Source organism: Streptomyces sp. NPDC001868 (assembly GCF_040297125.1).
Lineage (GTDB): Bacteria > Actinomycetota > Actinomycetes > Streptomycetales > Streptomycetaceae > Streptomyces.
In genome coordinates this window covers 163470-180206 of the sequence record NZ_JBEOYO010000011.1, presented here as the reverse complement: position 1 = coordinate 180206, position 16737 = coordinate 163470, and the positions used below count along the sequence as shown (strand labels likewise).

Sequence of the window (16737 nt, the reverse complement as noted above, 5' to 3'; positions counted from 1 at the left end):
TGGGCAGCCGTCCACGGGAAGGACCTCACATGAGGAGATCGCTCGTCCTCACGGGCGCCGCGGTCACAGTGCTCGGACTGCTCGCCGGCTGCTCGGCCGGCGGGAGCGGCTCGGACTCCGGCAAGACGGTTCTCAAGGTCGCCGCCCTCGAAGGCGGTTACGGCCGGGACATGTACACGCAGGTCATCAAGGCGTACGAGGCCTCGCACCCCGACATCGATGTCGAGTTGCAGATCTCGAAGAGCATCGAGGACGAGATCACCCCGAACATGAAGGCGGGCCGGTATCCGGACGTCGTGGTGCTCGGCCAGGGCCGCAAGGCCGCTCTCACCGAGACCCTCATCAAGGACAGGGCCCTCGAAGACCTCACCCCGGTGCTCAAGGAGAAGGTGCCCGGCGAGGACACGACCGTCGGGGACAAGCTCACCGAGGGCATCGTCGGCAACCTCAACACCAACCCGTACGGCACGGACCAGACGTATCTGATGCCGATGTACTACGCGCCCACCGGGCTCTTCCACAACCAGGGTCTGTTCGAGGAGAAGGGCTGGAAGGTCCCGGCCACCTGGGACGAGATGTTCGCGCTCGGCGACACCGCGAAGAAGCAGGGCATACCCCTGTTCACCTACCCGACCGCCGGGTACCTCGACTCGTACTTCTTCGCGCTGCTCGCCGATGTCGGCGGGGAGCGGTTCTACACCGACGTGATGACGTACAAGAAGGACGTCTGGAAGTCGGCGAACGCCCGGAAGGCGCTCGACATCACCACGAAGCTGCTGGGTTACGCCGCGCCGGCGACGGTCGGGTACGCCAACGAGCAGGACTTCACCAAGAACCAGCAGCTGGTGCTCGACGACAAGGCGCTGTTCATGCCGAACGGCACGTGGATCGTCGGCGAGATGGCGGACGCCCCGCGCGCCGACGGCTTCCAGTGGGGCCTGACTCCGCTGCCGGCGGTCACCACGGGCGGCAAGCGGTACATCACCACCTCGGTCGAGTCGGTGTGGGTGCCGAGCGCGGCCCAGCACAAGGACGCGGCCAAGGAGTTCATCGCCTATCTGTACTCCGACGAGGCGGCGAAGATCTTCGCGAAGTCGAACGCGATCCAGCCGGTCGAGGGCATCGCGGACAGTCTGTCGGCCGAGAACGCCGAGTTCTACAAGGTGTACGAGGACCCGTCGGTCGCCGCGCTGGTGGGCGGGTTCGCGAGCACCGCGCCCGTCGAGGGCGTCGACATCAAGGCCACGCTCTTCGACACCGCGAACAGCATCATCAGCGGCGACACCACCGAGGACAAGTGGCAGTCCGCGCTGAACGAGGCGAGCGAGAAACTGCGGCAGGCGGGCAGTTGAGGTGAGGACAGGCACGGTGACGACCTCCGCCACCCCACCCACCGGCACGCCGAACAGCGTCTCGAAGTCCGATCCGGCACCACCCGCCGGGAGTTCCCGGCGCGGCGGCACCCGTCCTCCGGCCCGTCGCCGCGCCGACACCCGCTTCGTGCTCCTGTGTCTGCTGCCCGCGCTGGTGCTGTTCGCGGTGTTCATGATCGTCCCGACCCTGAACGTGTTCCGGATGTCGCTCTACACCTGGAGCGGGTTCTCCCCGGACATGCGGTTCGTGGGGCTCGACAACTTCCGTGCCCTCCTCGACGACAAGCAGTTCGTGCGCGCGTTCCAGAACACGGTCGCGCTGCTGGTCGTGGTGACCGTCGTGACCATGGGCATGGGCCTGTTCCTCGCCGCGATCATGACCCGGCAGCGGCTGCGCGGACGCAACCTCTACCGGTTCGTGCTCTACATCCCGAACGTGCTCTCGGTGGTCGTGATCGCGGCGATCTTCTCCGCCGTCTACGACCAGGAGAACGGCCTGCTCAACGGCACGCTCCGGCTGCTGTCCCTCGACGGTCTGCAACAGGTGTGGCTGGGCAACCAGAAAGTGGTCCTCTACTCCGTCGCCGTCGCCATGGTCTGGCAGTCGCTCGGCTACTACATGGTTCTCTACATGTCGAGCATGGCGAGCATCCCGGAGGAGCTGTACGAGGCGAGCGCGCTCGACGGCGCCTCTCCCGCCCGGCAGTTCTTCGCCGTCACCCTGCCACTGATCTGGGAGAACCTCCGCACGACGCTGACCTTCTTCATCATGAGCGCCGTCAACCTCAGCTTCGTCCTCGTCCGCGCGATGACCGGCGGCGGACCGGACGGCTCCTCCGAGGTCCTGCTGAGCTATATGTACAAGCAGGCGTACACGAATTCGTCGTACGGCTACGGCATGGCCATCGGTGTCGTCATCTTCGCGTTCTCGTTCCTCGTGTCGCTCCTGGTGAGCCGGGCGACGCGGCGCGAGCCCCTCCAGTACTGAGGACGGACACCCCGACCATGACCACGCCCACCTCGTCCCGCCCGCGCATCGGCCGTGGGCTCACCCACACGCTCGTCATCGCCCTCGCGCTCGCCGTCGCCGTGCCGGTCGCCTGGGTGCTGCTGGCCTCGCTCAAGGAGAAGCGCGAGTTCTTCGGCAGCCCCTGGACGCTGCCCGAGGGCCTGCACATCCAGAACTACGTCGACGCCTTCGTCACCGCGCACATGGGCCAGTACTTCCTGACCTCCGTGTTCGTCACGGCGCTCGGCCTGGTGTTCGTCCTGGCGGTCTCCGTGCCGGCCGCGTACGTCATCGCCCGCTACGAGTTCCGGGGCCGCCGCCTCGTCGAACTCGCGCTCCTGGCCGGGCTGTTCGTCAACGTCAACTACATCGTCGTCCCGATCTTCCTGATGCTCGTCGACTGGGACCGCTCGCTCATCGACGTCTTCCCCGGCGGCTTCTTCATCGACAACCCCGCCGTCCTCTCCCTGGTCTACGCGGCCACGTCGATCCCGTTCACCATCTATCTGCTCACCGCGTACTTCCGGTCGATCCCGGTCGAGTACGAGGAGGCCGCCGCACTGGACGGAGCGTCCCGTTTCCGGATCATGACCACCGTCATGCTGCCGATGGCGCGTCCGGCGGTCACCACCGTGATCCTCTTCAACTTCCTCGCCTACTGGAACGACTTCATCATCGCCCTCACCCTCCTCCCCGGCGAGGGCAAGACCTTGCAGGTCGGTCTGCTCAACCTGTTCACGGCGCAGAAGGCGGCGGCCGACTACGGGCGTCTCTACGCCGGCATGGTCATCGTCATCGTCCCCGTCCTCCTCCTCTACGCGGTCGTCCAGCGCCGGCACATCGAGGGCATGGCGTCCGGCGGGGTGAAGGGCTGACCGCTCCCACCAGCGGAAGGAATGCGAAACATGCCGAACCTGAAGGGCATGAAGGGCATGAAGGAATCGACGCGTACGGCGCTGCTGGTCGCCGCCCGTACGCTCGTCGCGGCGGCCTGCGTCACGCTCGTCGTCACCGCGCGCACGACGGTCGGGTGGGACAGCCTCCTGGTCATGCTCGCCGCCCTGGCCGGGCTGCTGGCCCTGCTCGCCTCGTACAACCGGCGGTTCCGATGACCACGGCCGCCGGCACCGGACGGGCACTGGCCGCGATCCGGCCCAGCGAGCGCCAACTCGCCTGGCAGGCCATGGAGTTCTACGGGTTCGTCCACTTCGGTATGAACACGATGACGGACCGGGAGTGGGGCGAGGGCCACGACGACCCGGCGTTGTTCGACCCGGCCGGGCTCGACGCCGACCAGTGGATGGCGGCGCTCAAGAGCGCCGGAATGACCGGTGTCATCCTCACCTGCAAGCACCATGACGGGTTCTGTCTCTGGCCGAGCGACGTCACGTCCTACTCGGTCGCCTCGTCGCCGTGGCGGGACGGCCGGGGCGACGTGGTCGCGGAAGTGGCCGACGCGGCACGCCGGCACGGGCTGCGGTTCGGCATCTACCTCTCCCCCTGGGACCGCACCGAGGCGTCGTACGGCTCCGGGACCGCGTACGACGACTTCTATGTCGCCCAGCTCACCGAGCTGCTCACCCGGTACGGGCCGGTGTTCTCGGTCTGGCTGGACGGCGCGAACGGCGAAGGCCCCCATGGCAAGCGGCAGTTCTACGACTGGGAGCGGTACTACGCGGTGGTCCGCGAGCTGCAGCCGGACGCGGTGATCAGTGTGTGCGGGCCCGATGTCCGCTGGTGCGGCAACGAGGCCGGTCAGACCCGCCCCGACGAGTGGAGTGTCGTGCCGCGCGCCCTCCAGGACGCCGAGCGGACCGCCGACCGTTCGCAGCGGGCCGACGACGGGACCTTCGCCCGCCTGGTCCGCAGCGACGACCGCGACCTCGGCAGCCGCGCCGCCCTCGCCGGGCACGAGGACGACCTGGTCTGGTACCCGGCCGAGGTCAACACCTCGATCCGGCCCGGCTGGTTCCACCACCCGGCCGAGGACACCCAAGTCCGCTCCCCGGACGAGCTGTTCACCATCTATCTGCGCTCGGTCGGCGGCAACTCCTGTTTCCTGCTCAACGTCCCGCCGGCCAGGGACGGGCTCCTACGGGACGCCGACGTGGCGGTCCTCGACCAACTCGGGCGCAGGATCAGGGACTTCCGCGCGCGAGGCGTCGAGGCGACCGAGACGGTCTCGTACGGCACCCCGGGCGGCCCAGGCCCCCTGACCACCGTGACTCTCGCCTTCCCTCGGCCCCAGCTGGTCGAGGCGGTCGTCCTGGGCGAGGACATCGCTCAGGGGCAGCGCATCGAGCACCTCGTCGTCCGGGGCCACCGGGACGGCCGGTGGACGCCCCTCGTCGAGGCCGACTCGGTGGGCCACCAGCGCATCCTGACGTTCCCTCCGACCGAGGCCGACACCGTACGCGTCGAGGTGAACCGGTCCCGGGACACACCGGTTCTCGCCCGGGTGACCGCGATAGGGGCCGCGTCATGAAGAAGACAGGCACTTCCCGTGGAACCATCGCCCTGATCGTCGGCGCGTGCCTCGCCCTGGTCGCGCTGCTGATCACCGGGGTGACGCTTCTCGGTGACGACGAGAGCGGCAGCCGGGTCGCCACCCTCGACGGCCACCCCGTCACCCGCGACGAACTCCTCTTCCACATGCGGCGGTTGGCACCGACCGTGCAGAACGAGCTGCGCAACGAGTACGGCCTGCGCGGCACGCTCGACTGGAACGCCGAGGCCGGTGACAGGACCGCGCTCCAACGCCTCGAATCCCGTGCGCTCGACGAGATCCGCCGGGACAAGACCACGCTGATCCTCGCCGAGGAAGAGGGGCTCATCGACTCCGTGGACCACGCGGACTTCCTCGCGGAGCTGGAGCGGGAGAACGAGTCCCGGGCCCGGGCCGTCACCGAGGGCCGGACCGTCTACGGCGTCACGGAGTTCTCCGCCGACGAGTACTACACCCACCGGCTCACCGAACTCACCACCGGCCTGAAGAAACGGCTCGGCGCGGAGACCGGGGGCCCGTTGCGGGTCACCGACTCCGATGTCCGGCACGCGTTCGACACCGACCGGGACGCCTGGAGCTCCAACGCGACCACGTACACGTACACCCGGCTGGTGGTGCCGGTGCCCGCCGACGCCCCCTCGGACCACGCCACCCGCCTCCAGCGCCGCGTGGCCGCCGCCGAACGTCTCGCGGACGTGGCCCCCGAGGAGCCCGGGGCGAAGCTCACGACCGCCACGTACGACGGCAGCGGCTCCACCGGCCTGAACGCGCACGACCAGGACCTCATGGCGGTGCTCGGCAAGCTGAGGACGGGCGAGGTGTCCGCCCCGGTCCCGGGCACCGGCCAGATCACGTACTACGAGCTCGACGGCAGGAGCGTCGACGAGGACAAGGCGTTCGCCGCGTACGCCCAGCGGATCCGGCAGTCGCTCGTCGAGGAGAAGTTCGACCAGTACCTCCAGCGCCGTGTCGACGACGGTGACATCGATGTCGACTCCGCGGCGCTGGGTGCCATCAACGCAGAGGATGTGCAGCCATGAGACCCGTCGACACCGGATCGCCTCCCGTACGGTCGCTGTACGTGGGCTTCGTCGCCCTGCTCGCCGCACTGCTCGTCGGAGCGCTCGTCCCCGCCGCGCACGCCGGCACGGCCCCGCATCGCGCCCCCGCCAAGATCAAGCCGTCCTGGCCGGGCAACTCGCCGAACACGACCGGCGGCAAGGACTACTTCATCGACGCCACGCTCGGCCGCGACAGCGCTGCCGGGACCTCGCCGGGCACCGCCTGGCGCACCCTGGCCAAGGCGAACGCGAAGACGTTCGCGCCCGGCGACCGCGTCCTGCTCAAGGCCGGTGCGCAGTGGCAGGACGAGCAGCTGTGGCCGAAGGGCTCGGGCAGCACGGGCCGGCCGATCACCATCTCGGCCTACGGCGACCCGAGCGCGCGACGCCCGTACATCGCGACGAACGGAAAGGTGCCGAACCCGTTCCGGGCGGACGGCACGAAGAATCCGGCGACGGTCGGTCTGACGGGTGCCATCGTGCTGCGCAATCAGCAGTACTGGGACATCAACAACGTCGAGTTGTCCAATGACAACGACTTCGCGACCGACATCACCACGGGGACGTACGTCCGCGACGGAATCATGGTCTCGATCAACGCCGACCTCCTGGCGAGCGGCGCGGACAGCGTCATGGACCACTTCCGGATCTCGAATGTGTTCGTCCACAACCTCGACGGCCCGAGCACCTGGCAGAAGATCCACTACGGCGCCGTGAATTTCCAGGTCTTCGGCAGCCGCGGCTACAAGGAGTACGGCACGGGCGGCTATTACTTCAAGGACGTCCGGATCGAGAACAACACCTTCGAGAACGTCGAACTGCACGCCGTCCAGTTCGCGTTCAACTGGTTCGCGGCCGACGGCGCGGACGCCGGTCAGTACGACGAGAGCGGGAAGTGGCACGAGGGCTGGGAGCAGTTGTGGGTGCGTACCCGCGATCTGTACAGCCGTGACGTGTACATCGGCCACAACTACGCGGAGAGCGTCGGCCAGGGCGCGATCCAGCTCGCCAACACCAAGAACATGACGGTCGAGTACAACGAGGTGAACGGCTTCCTGGAGCGCTACGACGCGGTGTCCTGCGGGCTCTATCTGTGGGCGGGCGCCGACTCGGTGATGCAGTTCAACGAGGTCTACGGCGGCCCGGACAACGAGTACGACGGCACGCCCTGGGATCTCGAATACACCAACTTCAACGTCACGTACCAGTTCAACTACTCGCACGACAACGCGGCGGGCTGGATGGCCTATATGGGCAACAGCTCCAACTCGATCGCCCGCTACAACCTGAGCGTCAACGACAACGGCGTCCTCGTGAAGAACATGCTGTCGACGAACTATGCGCCGACCTATTTCACGAACAACACGTTCGTCTACGACGGCGCCGATCTCGACTATGTCCACGACGAGACGTTCCTGAGCCGCGTCTACTTCCTCAACAACGTCTTCTACAACACCTCGAAGACGAAACCGACGACGTGGTACCGCCGGACGGGCGCCCTGCGGCAGGCCGTGTTCGCGCACAACGACTACTACGAGGCCGGCGGCACCCACTCCCCGCAGGAACCGGCCGACCCGGACGGGCCGCGGGCCGACCCGAGGTTCGTCGGTGATCCGGCCGACTATGTCACCGGGGTGGGCGTGAACCGGATCCGGGAGGCCGCCGCCCACTTCGCCCTGCGCGACGACTCACCGCTCATCGACGCCGGGCGCTACAACCCGCGTCTGGGCACCCAGGACTTCCTGGGCAGGCACATCTACTACGGCGGCGCACCGGACATCGGCATGGCGGAGACCCTGATCGGTCCGAAGGTCCCGAACCCGGTCGACAACGATCCCATCGAAGAGGAGGTGGACAACCGGGTCGACCTCGCGCTCGGCAAACCGGTCACCGCCAGTTCCACCCACCCCGGGGCGAACGGCACCCTCACCGCCGACAAGCTGACCGACGGCAGCCTCACCACCCGCTGGGCCGCCGCCGACGACGCGTCCTATCCCATCACGCTCGACATCGACTTCGGCGCGAACACCACTTTCGACCAGGTCTATCTGGACGAGTACACCGACGCGGGCACCAACCCCCGGGTGCGGTCGTTCGAACTGCAACGCTGGGACGCGGGCACCGGCCGCTGGGTCACCTTCGCGACCCGCGACACCGGCATCGGCCACGACCTGACCGTGACCGGCTTCGGCGACGTCACCACCTCCCGGCTCCGGGTGGCACTCACCGGGAAGATCGCGACGGAGCAGTACACGCCCACGCTGACCGGGATATCCGTCTACAGGAGCGACGGCTAGGCACACACGGCAACGGTCACCGGTGGGCGGGCGCCCACCGGTGACCGTCGTCACCATCTGTCGTGGTCACTCGTCGTCGACGACCAACCCCTTCGCCGCCAGCAGCGGTTCGAGACCGCACATCTCGATGACGGTCTTTCCCGCCCGGTAGGCGGCGATGTACCCGGCCTCGGCGTCGACCCGTTCCTGCGACAGGGCGACCGCCTCCGCCGCGTCCTCCCGGCGTACCACGACCACACCGTCGGCGTCGGCGCGCACCACGTCGCCCGGGCGGACGAGGACGCCGCCGACGGTGACCGGCTCGCACATGGGCCCGACGGTCTCCTTGACCGTGCCCTTGATGGAGACGCTGCGGGAGAAGACCGGGAAGCCGAGGGCCCGCAGGTCCTCGGTGTCCCGGACGCCGGTGTCGGTGACCAGGCCCGCGATCCCCTTGGCCTGGCAGGCGTTGGCGAGGACGTCCCCGAAGGACCCGGCCTCCTCGTAGGCGCCGGCGGAGACGACGATGACATCGCCGGGGCGGGCGTAGGCGATGGCGGTCTGGAGCATCAGGTTGTCGCGGGGCGCGCACTGGACCGTGAAGGCGGGGCCGCACAGGGACATCCGGTGGTCGACCGGCTTGACGGCGGAGTCCAGGGCACCGAGCCGGCCCTGTGCCTCGTGGATGGTGGCCGAGGAGAAGGCGCTCAGCCGCTCGACCACGGCGGCGTCCGGACGCTCGAACTTCGTGCTGACGCGGATCATGATGGCCTTTCAGGTGAGAGCAAGACAGATCAGGTCAGCGCGGCGCACGCCGTCGCGATGCGGGCGCACGCCTCGGTGAGGACGTCCGACGACGTGGCGAACGAGATACGGAAGTAGCCGGGCGCCCCGTACGCCGCCCCATGGATCACGGCGACCTGTTGGCTGTCGAGGAGGTGCCGGGCGAACTCCTCGTCGGTGCTGATCCGCTGTCCGTCCGGGGTGGATTTCCCCAGGGTTCCCTGGCAGTTGACCAGCAGGTAGAAGCCTCCGGCGGGTGTCGTGCAGCTCAACTCCGGGATGTCCGCGATGAGTTTCACCGCCGTGTCGCGGCGCGCCCGGTAGACGGCGACGGTGTCCCGTACGAAGTCCTGCGGCCCGGTGAGGGCTTCGGCGGCGGCGGCCTGGCTGATGGAGGAGGGGCAGGAGGAGATCTGGGACTGGAGTGTGTTGATCGCGGTGACCAGGTCGGCCGGGCCCACGCCGTAGCCGATGCGCCAGCCGGTCATCGCGTACGACTTGGACACCCCGTTGGTGAGGAACACCCGGTCGGCGAGGCGGGGTTCGACGGCGGCCAGCGAGAGGGTGTCCTCGTCGGCGTACCAGATCTCGTCGTAGATCTCGTCGGTGAGGACGCGGACGTGCGGGTGAAGCAGCAACACGTCGGCGAGGGCCCGTAGTTCGGCCCGGGTGTAGGCGGCTCCGGTCGGGTTGCCGGGGGTGTTGAGCACGACCCAGCGTGTTCGCTCGGTGAGCGCGTCGGCCAGCCGCCGCGGGGTCAGCTTGAAGCCGTCCGACTCGGGGCAGTCGACGAGGACGGGTGTGCCGTCGTTGGCGAGGACCATGTCGGGGTACGACACCCAGTACGGGGCCGGGACGACGACCTCGTCCCCCGTGTCGAGGGTGGCCATCAGGGCGAGGAAGATGACCTGCTTGGCTCCCCCGCCGACCGCGATCTGCCCGTCGGTGACGGTCAGGCCGTGGCGTTGCCGGAGTTTCCCGATGATCGCGGCGCGCAGCCGTGGAGTCCCGTTCACCGCCGTGTACTTGGTCTCGCCCGCCTCGATGGCCCGGATCGCGGCGGCCTTGACATGGTCCGGGGTGTCGAAGTCCGGCTCGCCCACGGTCAGGTCGAGGATGGTGTGCCCCTGGCTCTTGAGCTCGCGCACGCGCTGGGCCGCCGCCGTGCTGGGCGAGGGGTTGATCCGGCGTACGCGCTCCGCGGTGTTCACGGCCATGGGCTCAGCCCTCGCGGCGTTCGAAGTTCAGGCCGCCGGGGACCTGGAAGGTGGGCAGGATCTCGATGTGGCCGATGTTGACGTGCCGGGGCGAGTCGACGGCGAACTCGATGGCGTCGGCGATGTCCTCGGGCTTGAGGGACTCGTAGCCGTCGTAGAACTGCCGCTGGGCCTCCTCCATGTCGCCGAGGAGCCGGCCGAAGATCTCCGTCTCCACGCGGCCGGGGCAGATCTCGGTGACGCGGATCCGGCGGCCGTAGCCGTCGACGCGGAGCTGCCGGGAGAGGGTGTGCACGGCCGCCTTGGTGGCGTGGTAGATCGTGTTGCCGCCGAAGTTGTAGACGCCGGCGATGGAGCTGATGTTGACGATGTGGCCGAGGTCGCGCTCGACCATGCCGGGCATGAGGAGCCGTACGAGGTGCAGGACGGCCTGGATGTTGACGGCGATCTGCTCGTCGACGGCGAACTCGTCGGCGGTCAGGATGTTGCCGGTGCGGGAGACGCCCGCGTTGTTGACGAGGACGTCGATCTCCAGGCCGTCCAGTACGGCGGTGAGGGCGTCGGTGTCGGTGATGTCGACGGCGTGCGGGACGCAGCCCGTGGTGCGGGCCAGGTCGTCGAGCCGTTCGGCGTTGCGGGCCAGGGCGTGCACCTCCAGTCCCTGCTTGGCGAGCCGTTCGACGACCACCGCTCCGATGCCGGTCGACGCTCCGGTGACCAGGGCCGTCCTGTAGTCGGAGATGGGCATGCTGTGGTGCTCCTTGGTGTGGGGGCGGGGTGCGGGTGCCGGGGTCCGTGCGGGGGTGGTCAGGCGTCGCGCAGCGGCAGATGGGCGCGGTCCTTCACCCGGGACACGGCGAGGAGGGTGCCGAGGGCGGTGACGACGGCGTAGAAGGCGGGCATGTTGACGTTGCCGGTGCGGTCGATGAGGTACGTCATCAGCAGCGGGGCGGTGCCGCCGAAGAGGGCGGCGGAGACGTTGTAGCCCAGGCCGTAGGCCGAGTAGCGGACCCGGGTGGGGAACAGCTCGACGAGCAGGATGTGGATGACTCCGGTGTGCCCGGCGAAGACGACGGCCATGAGACAGGCGCCGAGGACGGCGAGGGCGACGTTTCCGGTGCCGATCAGGAGGTAACAGGGGATGCCGACGACGGCCATGGCGATCGCGGCTCCGGCGATGACCTTCTTGCGGCCGATCCGGTCCGAGAGCCGGCCCATGTAGGGGATGGCGATACAGATCGCGACCAGGCTGGAGGCGGTGACGAGGAGGCCCTGGACCTTGCCGAAGTCCAGCTCGTTGCTCATGAAGGTGGGCATGTAGCCGAACAGGACGTAGTAGCCGGAGCCGTTCATCAGGGGGATGAACAGGGCGAGCAGCATGGCACGGCGGTGCTCGGCGGAGGTGAAGGCCTCTTTGAGGGGGTTCTTGGACAGGCCGCCCTCTTCTTGCAGGCGTGTGAAGTTGGGGGTGTCGCTGATGCGCTTGCGGATGTAGATGCCGGTGACGCCGAGCGGCACGGCGAGCAGGAAGGGAATGCGCCAGCCCCAGGACTCCATGCGTTCGGTGCCGAGTCCGCTGGTCATGGCGGCGGCGATCAGGGTGCCGGTGAGCAGGGAGAGGAACGACGCGATCTGCGCGTAGCTGGTGTAGAGGCCGCGCTTGCCCTCGGGGGCGTGCTCGGCGAGGAAGCTCATCGCGCCGGACGCCTCACCGCCGACGGAGAAACCCTGGGCGACGCGCAGCAGGATGAGGAGGGCGGGGGCGGCGATGCCGATGCTGGCGTAGGTGGGCAGCAGGCCGATGCACGCGGTGGCGACGCTGATCAGCATGATGACGAAGACCAGCATCCGCCGGCGTCCGATGCGGTCGCCGAGGTGGCCGCAGATGATGCCGCCGAGGGGGCGGAAGAAGAAGGAGACGGCGTACCCGAGGAAGACGAGCTGTATGGCGTTCTCGGAGCCCGGGAAGAAGACGGCGGCGAGGGTTCCGGCCATGAAGCCGAAGATGCCGTTGTCGTAGAGCTCGGCGAAGATACCGACGCATCCCGCGAGGGTGACCTTGCGTGCTGTTCTGGGGTCGACGGTGTGGGGCAGCGGCTGAGCGGCCATGGTGGTCATGGCGTCTCCTGTCCTGGGGCGGGCAGCGGGGAGCTGGCGTGGGTCGGGGGTGTTCAACTCCGTGCGGGTCGGGTGTTCGGCTCCGTGCGGGTGGGTGGAGCGGGGGCCGGGCGGGTGGGTGGAGCGGAGGCCGGGCGGGGCCCGGGTCGGCACTCAGCGGAGGATGTGGAGTGCGTCTAATGCCGTGCGGACACGGGTCCTCAGGGCGTCGACGGCGGCACGCCGGGCGCGGTGCGCGGTGACGGCCTGGTCGAGGGTGCGGTGGCGGAAGCGGAGGGTCTGTCCGGGGCGCACCTGGCCCAGGGCGGACAGACCGGTGGCGGTGACGACGGCGAGGACGGGGTAGCCGGCCGTGACACCTCGGCCCCGGTGCAGGACGAGGAGTTCGTCCCCGGCCGGCACTTCGACGGCGCCGATGGGCACCCCTCGGGAGAGGATCTCGCCCCGGGTGACGCGGCGGGGCAGGGCGGCGCCTCGCAGCCGCAGTCCGATGTGGTTGCTCTGCGGAGCGACGGTGAACGGCGCGTCGTACAGCAGGGCCCCCGTGTCACCGAACTCGGCCCGGTCGGGGCCGTCGGTGACGTCGATGCTCCAGGTGGTGGGGAACGCGGGGACGGGTGCGCGCAGCCGGAACAGCGGGATGCGGGAGAAGGGGTGGTCGAGAGGCGGGCAGGATCTGCGCAGCCGGAGTTCGTCGCCGTCGCGCAGGGGAGGGCCGAAGCCGAGGACGGTGTCGGGGGCGCAGCTTCCCTGGAGGCGGTCGGCCTCGAAGGAGCCGAGTACGGCCAGGTAGACACGCAGTCCCTGGCGGATCCCGGTGATCCGGACGGTTTCACCGGCCCGCACGGACACCGGTTCCCATCGCGGGCGGGCCTGTCCGTCGACGGTGAGGTCGGCGGGGGCTCCGGTCACCGCGATGAGGATGTCGCCGGAGGAGACGCAGGCGAAGTCGAGGGCGGTGATCTCCAGGAGCGGGGCGCGTTCGTCGTTGTCGCAGAGGACGTTGGCGACGCGCGCCGAGTGCTGGTCGGCGGCTCCGTTGGCGGGCAGCCCGTAGCGGGAGCGGCCGACGCGGCCGAGGTCCTGCACGGTGGTGATGCCGGCGGTCCGGATCGTGAGCGTGTCAGCCATGGCGGCCCGCCGAGGTGGTGGCGCGGGCGTGGCCCTCGAAGCGGGTTGTGCCGTTGCCGGTGGGCGTGCCGTTGCCGGTGGTCGTGCCGGTGCCGGTGGGCGTGCCGGTGCCGGTCGGGTCCTCGCAGGCCGCCAGGGTCGTGTCGGCGTACGTGTCCCACTCGTCGGGTGTGATGGGGACGAACCGGAGGGTGTCGCCGGGCCGATAGGGGGTGAGGGGGTCGCCGTGCGGGTCGAGGACGCGTACGGGGGTGCGGCCGAGGAGGGGCCAGCCGCCGGGCGACGGCATCGGGCAGATGACCGCCTGCCGGCCGGCGACGGCGACCGCGCCGGGCTCGACGCGGGTCCGGGGCGAGGCCAGCCGGGGCACCGGCCTCGGGAAGGGCGGCCCGTCCATCATCGGCGCACCCGCGGGCGCGCCCAGACATCGCACGGTGAGATCGGTCCCGGTGTGGACGGCGACGACCTCCCCCTCGGTCAGGCCGAGTTGTGCGGCGACCTCGGGCAGGTCGGGCCCGTACTCCCCGCCGTAGACGACGGGGACGACGAAGCGGCGGGAAGAGGCCGGCCGCGGCCCGGACCCGGCCCCGATACGGGCGGCCTCGTGCCGCAGGACCTGCCTGACGGTGGCGTGGTCGGTGGTGGCGGAGTCGAACTCCACGAGCAGGGCGTCGTAGGTGGGCACCATGTCGTGCACCCCCGGGAGACGGACGGCGTCCAGGGCGTCGGCCAGCGCGTGGACGAGTCGCCAGTTCTCCTCGACGTCCGGGCCCGTGGCCTTCACGACGAGGGCGGAGTCACCGCAGTCCGTGATGGTGCAGGCGCCATCGCCCGGCGGGCCGTTCACCACGTGGTCGTCGGCCATGTCAGGCACCCCTGGCGGTCAGTACGGCGTCGAGGTGGGTGATCTCGACGCCGGCGGCGAGGAGTTGTGCGCGGACCCGGCCGGCGAGCGCGATCGCTCCGGGGGTGTCGCCGTGCAGCAGGACGGTGTCGCAGATGACCGGCAGGTCCTTGCCGCCGACGCTGCGGACGACGCCCTCGGTGACCATGCGCAGGGTCCGCCGGGCGATCTCGTCCGGATCGTGGATCACCGCACCGGGCTCGGAACGGGGCACCAGGGTCCCGTCGTCCTCGTACGCGCGGTCGGCGATGCCGACGATGCCGACGCGCAGTCCACGGGAGCGGGCGGCGTCGGCGAGTTCGCCGTCCTGCGCGAGGACGATCAGCGTCTCGTCGAGGGACGCGACGGCGCCGACGACCGCACGGGCGTAGTCGGCGCGGACGGCGACCAGGTTGCCCAGCCGCCCGTGCGGGGCGACGTGCCGTACCCGGGTGCCGTGCGCGACGGCGAACGCCTGCAGGGCGCCCACCTGGTACAGCACGTCCGTACGGACCTCCTCCGGCGTGAGGTCCATCGCGCGCCGCCCGAATCCCACCAGGTCGGGAAAGCTGGGATGCGCGCCCACGGCCACGCCGTTCCGTACGCAATTCCGCACGGTGGCGTCCATGATGCGCGGATCACCGGCATGGAATCCGCAGGCGACATTCGCCGAGGTCAGCAATTCCAGCAGGGCTTCGTCGTCGCCCATGGTGTAGGCACCGAATCCCTCGCCGAGATCGGCGACGAGATCAACCATGTGGGTCATGACGTCCTCCGGAAGGAAAGGGACCGACACTGAGAAGCGAAGACGAACACCGCGGATGAACACCACAGCTGAACACCGCAGATGAGGAGCGCGGATGAGCAGCGCGAATGAGGGGCGCGGACGAATATGGCAGCCACGGGAATTCGCGACGGCTTCGTCCGCTATTCCGGGCCTGATGTTCCGCTCAACGTAATCCCCCGCTCACACGATCGCCAATACTCATTCGCTTTGGCGTTATCGCGAACGGTTATGACCCGGCTCACAGCGGGACGCGTCCGGGACTGTGCTCCGGTGCACCCGCTCCCTACGATGAGGCTCCGCTCCCGCTGGAAGGCCCCGCATGGACACCAGACGCCTCTACTCGTTCATCAAGATCATCGATGCGGGGAGCATCACGCGCGCGGCCGACATCCTGCACATCGCGCAGCCGGCGCTGAGCCAGCAACTGTCCGCGCTGGAGGGCCAGTTCGGGCAGCAGCTGCTGATCCGCAGCAAACGCGGGGTCGCCCCGACGGAGGCGGGCCGGGTGCTCTACCGGCACGCCCAGCTGATCCTGAGGCAGGTCGACCTCGCCCACGCGGCGGTCTCGGTCTCCGGCCGGGCCCCCGCCGGCAGCGTGTCGGTGGGGCTGGCGCCGTACAGCCTGGGCGCGGCGCTCGCGCTGCCGCTCCTCAAGAGCGTCCGCGAGCGCTATCCGGACATCCTGTTGCACATCAACGAGAACTTCGGCGGCGTGATCAGCGAAGCGATCATGACCGGCCGGATGGACATGGCGTTCATCTACGGCGCCGGACCGCTCCGGGGTGTGCAGTTCGAGCCCCTCCGCACGGAGGACCTGTTCCTGATCGGAGCCCCCGGCGGCACGGCTCCTGCGGGGGCTCGGGGCGAGGTGAGCCTGGAGGAGCTGGAGCACGTGCCCCTGCTGCTGCCCAGCGGGATCCACACGATCCGTCAGGTCGTGGAGGCCGCGTTCCAGCACGCCTCGCTCCAGCCGAACGTGGTGGGCGAGGTGGAGTCCGCCCTCACCCTCGTCAACGCCGTCGACGCGAACCTCGGCGCGACCGTGCTCCCCTGGTCCGCCGCCCGCGCCGTCCTGGACGTGCACTCCCTGTCGGTCCGCCGCATCGTGAATCCGACGATCCAGGTCAAGCTGTCCCTGGTGACGTCGGACAATCAGCCCCTGTCGGAACCCGCGCTCGCGGTGCACGACCTTTTTCTGGAACTCATCGCCGCCTACGACGATTCACCGGGCATGGAAAAGGCCCCCGAGTAGCTCCGGATAAAGCCTCCTCCGGGACCGAACCGTGATTCGGTCTTTCCGGGAGGGTCCTTTCCGGCGGCTGTCCCGTGGGCCTTCTCCAGGGGTGGAACCCGCTGGAGATCCTCAGATACCGAATCCGAGCAGGGCGACTTCGAGAGGGAGCACGGGGCGCTCGGGAAGAGCGGGAGGGTCCTGGCCTCGGCCGGTGTGCGTGGGCGGGACGACACGGAGGGCCTTGATGCCGTCGGCGGCCCAGCCCGCGTCGGTCGGCGGCAGCGACAGGGTCATCCGGCGGCCGTCCGCCAGGGTGGTCTCGATCTCGGTCGGGTCGTTCGTCGTCATGGCAACCCACT

16 protein-coding genes are annotated in these 16737 nt (G+C 69.3%); 8 read left to right on the top strand and 8 right to left on the bottom strand.

The genetic code is table 11. The features are described from left to right. Positions 1-29: 29 nt before the first annotated feature. Genes ABT147_RS16315 through ABT147_RS16285 form a run of 7 tightly spaced genes read left to right on the top strand, consistent with a single transcriptional unit; the run spans position 30 to position 8246 of the window. Entirely contained in the window at positions 30-1352 is a 1323-nt protein-coding gene (locus ABT147_RS16315) for a carbohydrate ABC transporter substrate-binding protein (RefSeq protein WP_351406314.1), read from the top strand. Positions 1353-1368: 16 nt separating this feature from the next. Next, positions 1369-2361, top strand: coding sequence for a carbohydrate ABC transporter permease (locus ABT147_RS16310; RefSeq protein WP_351406312.1), 993 nt, complete (start codon positions 1369-1371; stop codon positions 2359-2361). Positions 2362-2378: 17 nt separating this feature from the next. Continuing rightward, on the top strand, positions 2379-3257 hold the full coding sequence (locus tag ABT147_RS16305; protein WP_351406310.1) for a carbohydrate ABC transporter permease: 879 nt from the start codon (positions 2379-2381) through the stop codon (positions 3255-3257). 30 nt (positions 3258-3287) lie between these two features. Further along, a complete protein-coding gene (locus ABT147_RS16300; RefSeq protein ID WP_351406308.1) occupies positions 3288-3494 on the top strand; it encodes a DUF6903 family protein in 207 nt (68 codons plus the stop codon). Next, positions 3491-4867: an alpha-L-fucosidase gene (locus ABT147_RS16295; protein ID WP_351406305.1), complete on the top strand. Its 1377-nt coding sequence runs from the start codon at positions 3491-3493 to the stop codon at positions 4865-4867. Before ABT147_RS16300 ends, ABT147_RS16295 begins: the two co-directional genes overlap by 4 nt. Further along, entirely contained in the window at positions 4864-5928 is a 1065-nt protein-coding gene (locus tag ABT147_RS16290) for a hypothetical protein (protein WP_351406303.1), read from the top strand. Before ABT147_RS16295 ends, ABT147_RS16290 begins: the two co-directional genes overlap by 4 nt. After that, positions 5925-8246: a discoidin domain-containing protein gene (locus ABT147_RS16285; protein WP_351406301.1), complete on the top strand. Its 2322-nt coding sequence runs from the start codon at positions 5925-5927 to the stop codon at positions 8244-8246. The genes ABT147_RS16290 and ABT147_RS16285 overlap by 4 nt, the downstream gene beginning before the upstream one ends. 66 nt (positions 8247-8312) lie before the next feature. On the opposite strand, the gene ABT147_RS16280 is transcribed toward ABT147_RS16285, so the two are convergent. The 7 genes from ABT147_RS16280 to ABT147_RS16250 form a co-directional block, all read right to left on the bottom strand. After that, positions 8313-8990 (bottom strand): 4-carboxy-4-hydroxy-2-oxoadipate aldolase/oxaloacetate decarboxylase, encoded by a 678-nt coding sequence (locus ABT147_RS16280; protein WP_351406299.1) that lies wholly within the window; start codon positions 8988-8990, stop codon positions 8313-8315. A gap of 29 nt (positions 8991-9019) precedes the next feature. Continuing rightward, a complete protein-coding gene (locus tag ABT147_RS16275) occupies positions 9020-10225 on the bottom strand; it encodes an aspartate transaminase (RefSeq protein WP_351406296.1) in 1206 nt (401 codons plus the stop codon). 4 nt (positions 10226-10229) lie between these two features. Continuing rightward, positions 10230-10973 (bottom strand): SDR family oxidoreductase, encoded by a 744-nt coding sequence (locus ABT147_RS16270; RefSeq protein WP_351406294.1) that lies wholly within the window; start codon positions 10971-10973, stop codon positions 10230-10232. Positions 10974-11032: 59 nt separating this feature from the next. After that, a complete protein-coding gene (locus ABT147_RS16265) occupies positions 11033-12343 on the bottom strand; it encodes an MFS transporter (RefSeq protein ID WP_351406292.1) in 1311 nt (436 codons plus the stop codon). A gap of 153 nt (positions 12344-12496) precedes the next feature. Then, positions 12497-13474 (bottom strand): 5-oxoprolinase subunit C family protein, encoded by a 978-nt coding sequence (locus tag ABT147_RS16260; RefSeq protein WP_351406290.1) that lies wholly within the window; start codon positions 13472-13474, stop codon positions 12497-12499. Further along, positions 13467-14339 carry a 5-oxoprolinase subunit B family protein gene (locus tag ABT147_RS16255; RefSeq protein WP_351406287.1) on the bottom strand — a complete coding sequence of 291 codons (873 nt, stop codon included), beginning with the start codon at positions 14337-14339 and terminating at the stop codon, positions 13467-13469. Before ABT147_RS16255 ends, ABT147_RS16260 begins: the two co-directional genes overlap by 8 nt. 1 nt (position 14340) lies before the next feature. Further along, a complete protein-coding gene (locus tag ABT147_RS16250) occupies positions 14341-15123 on the bottom strand; it encodes a LamB/YcsF family protein (protein WP_351406285.1) in 783 nt (260 codons plus the stop codon). 340 nt (positions 15124-15463) lie between these two features. On the opposite strand from ABT147_RS16250, the gene nac reads away from it, so the two are divergent. Further along, entirely contained in the window at positions 15464-16396 is a 933-nt protein-coding gene (gene nac, locus ABT147_RS16245) for a nitrogen assimilation transcriptional regulator NAC (protein ID WP_351406282.1), read from the top strand. A gap of 111 nt (positions 16397-16507) precedes the next feature. On the opposite strand, the gene ABT147_RS16240 is transcribed toward nac, so the two are convergent. Further along, a complete protein-coding gene (locus tag ABT147_RS16240) occupies positions 16508-16726 on the bottom strand; it encodes a hypothetical protein (RefSeq protein WP_351406280.1) in 219 nt (72 codons plus the stop codon). Positions 16727-16737 lie beyond the last annotated feature (11 nt).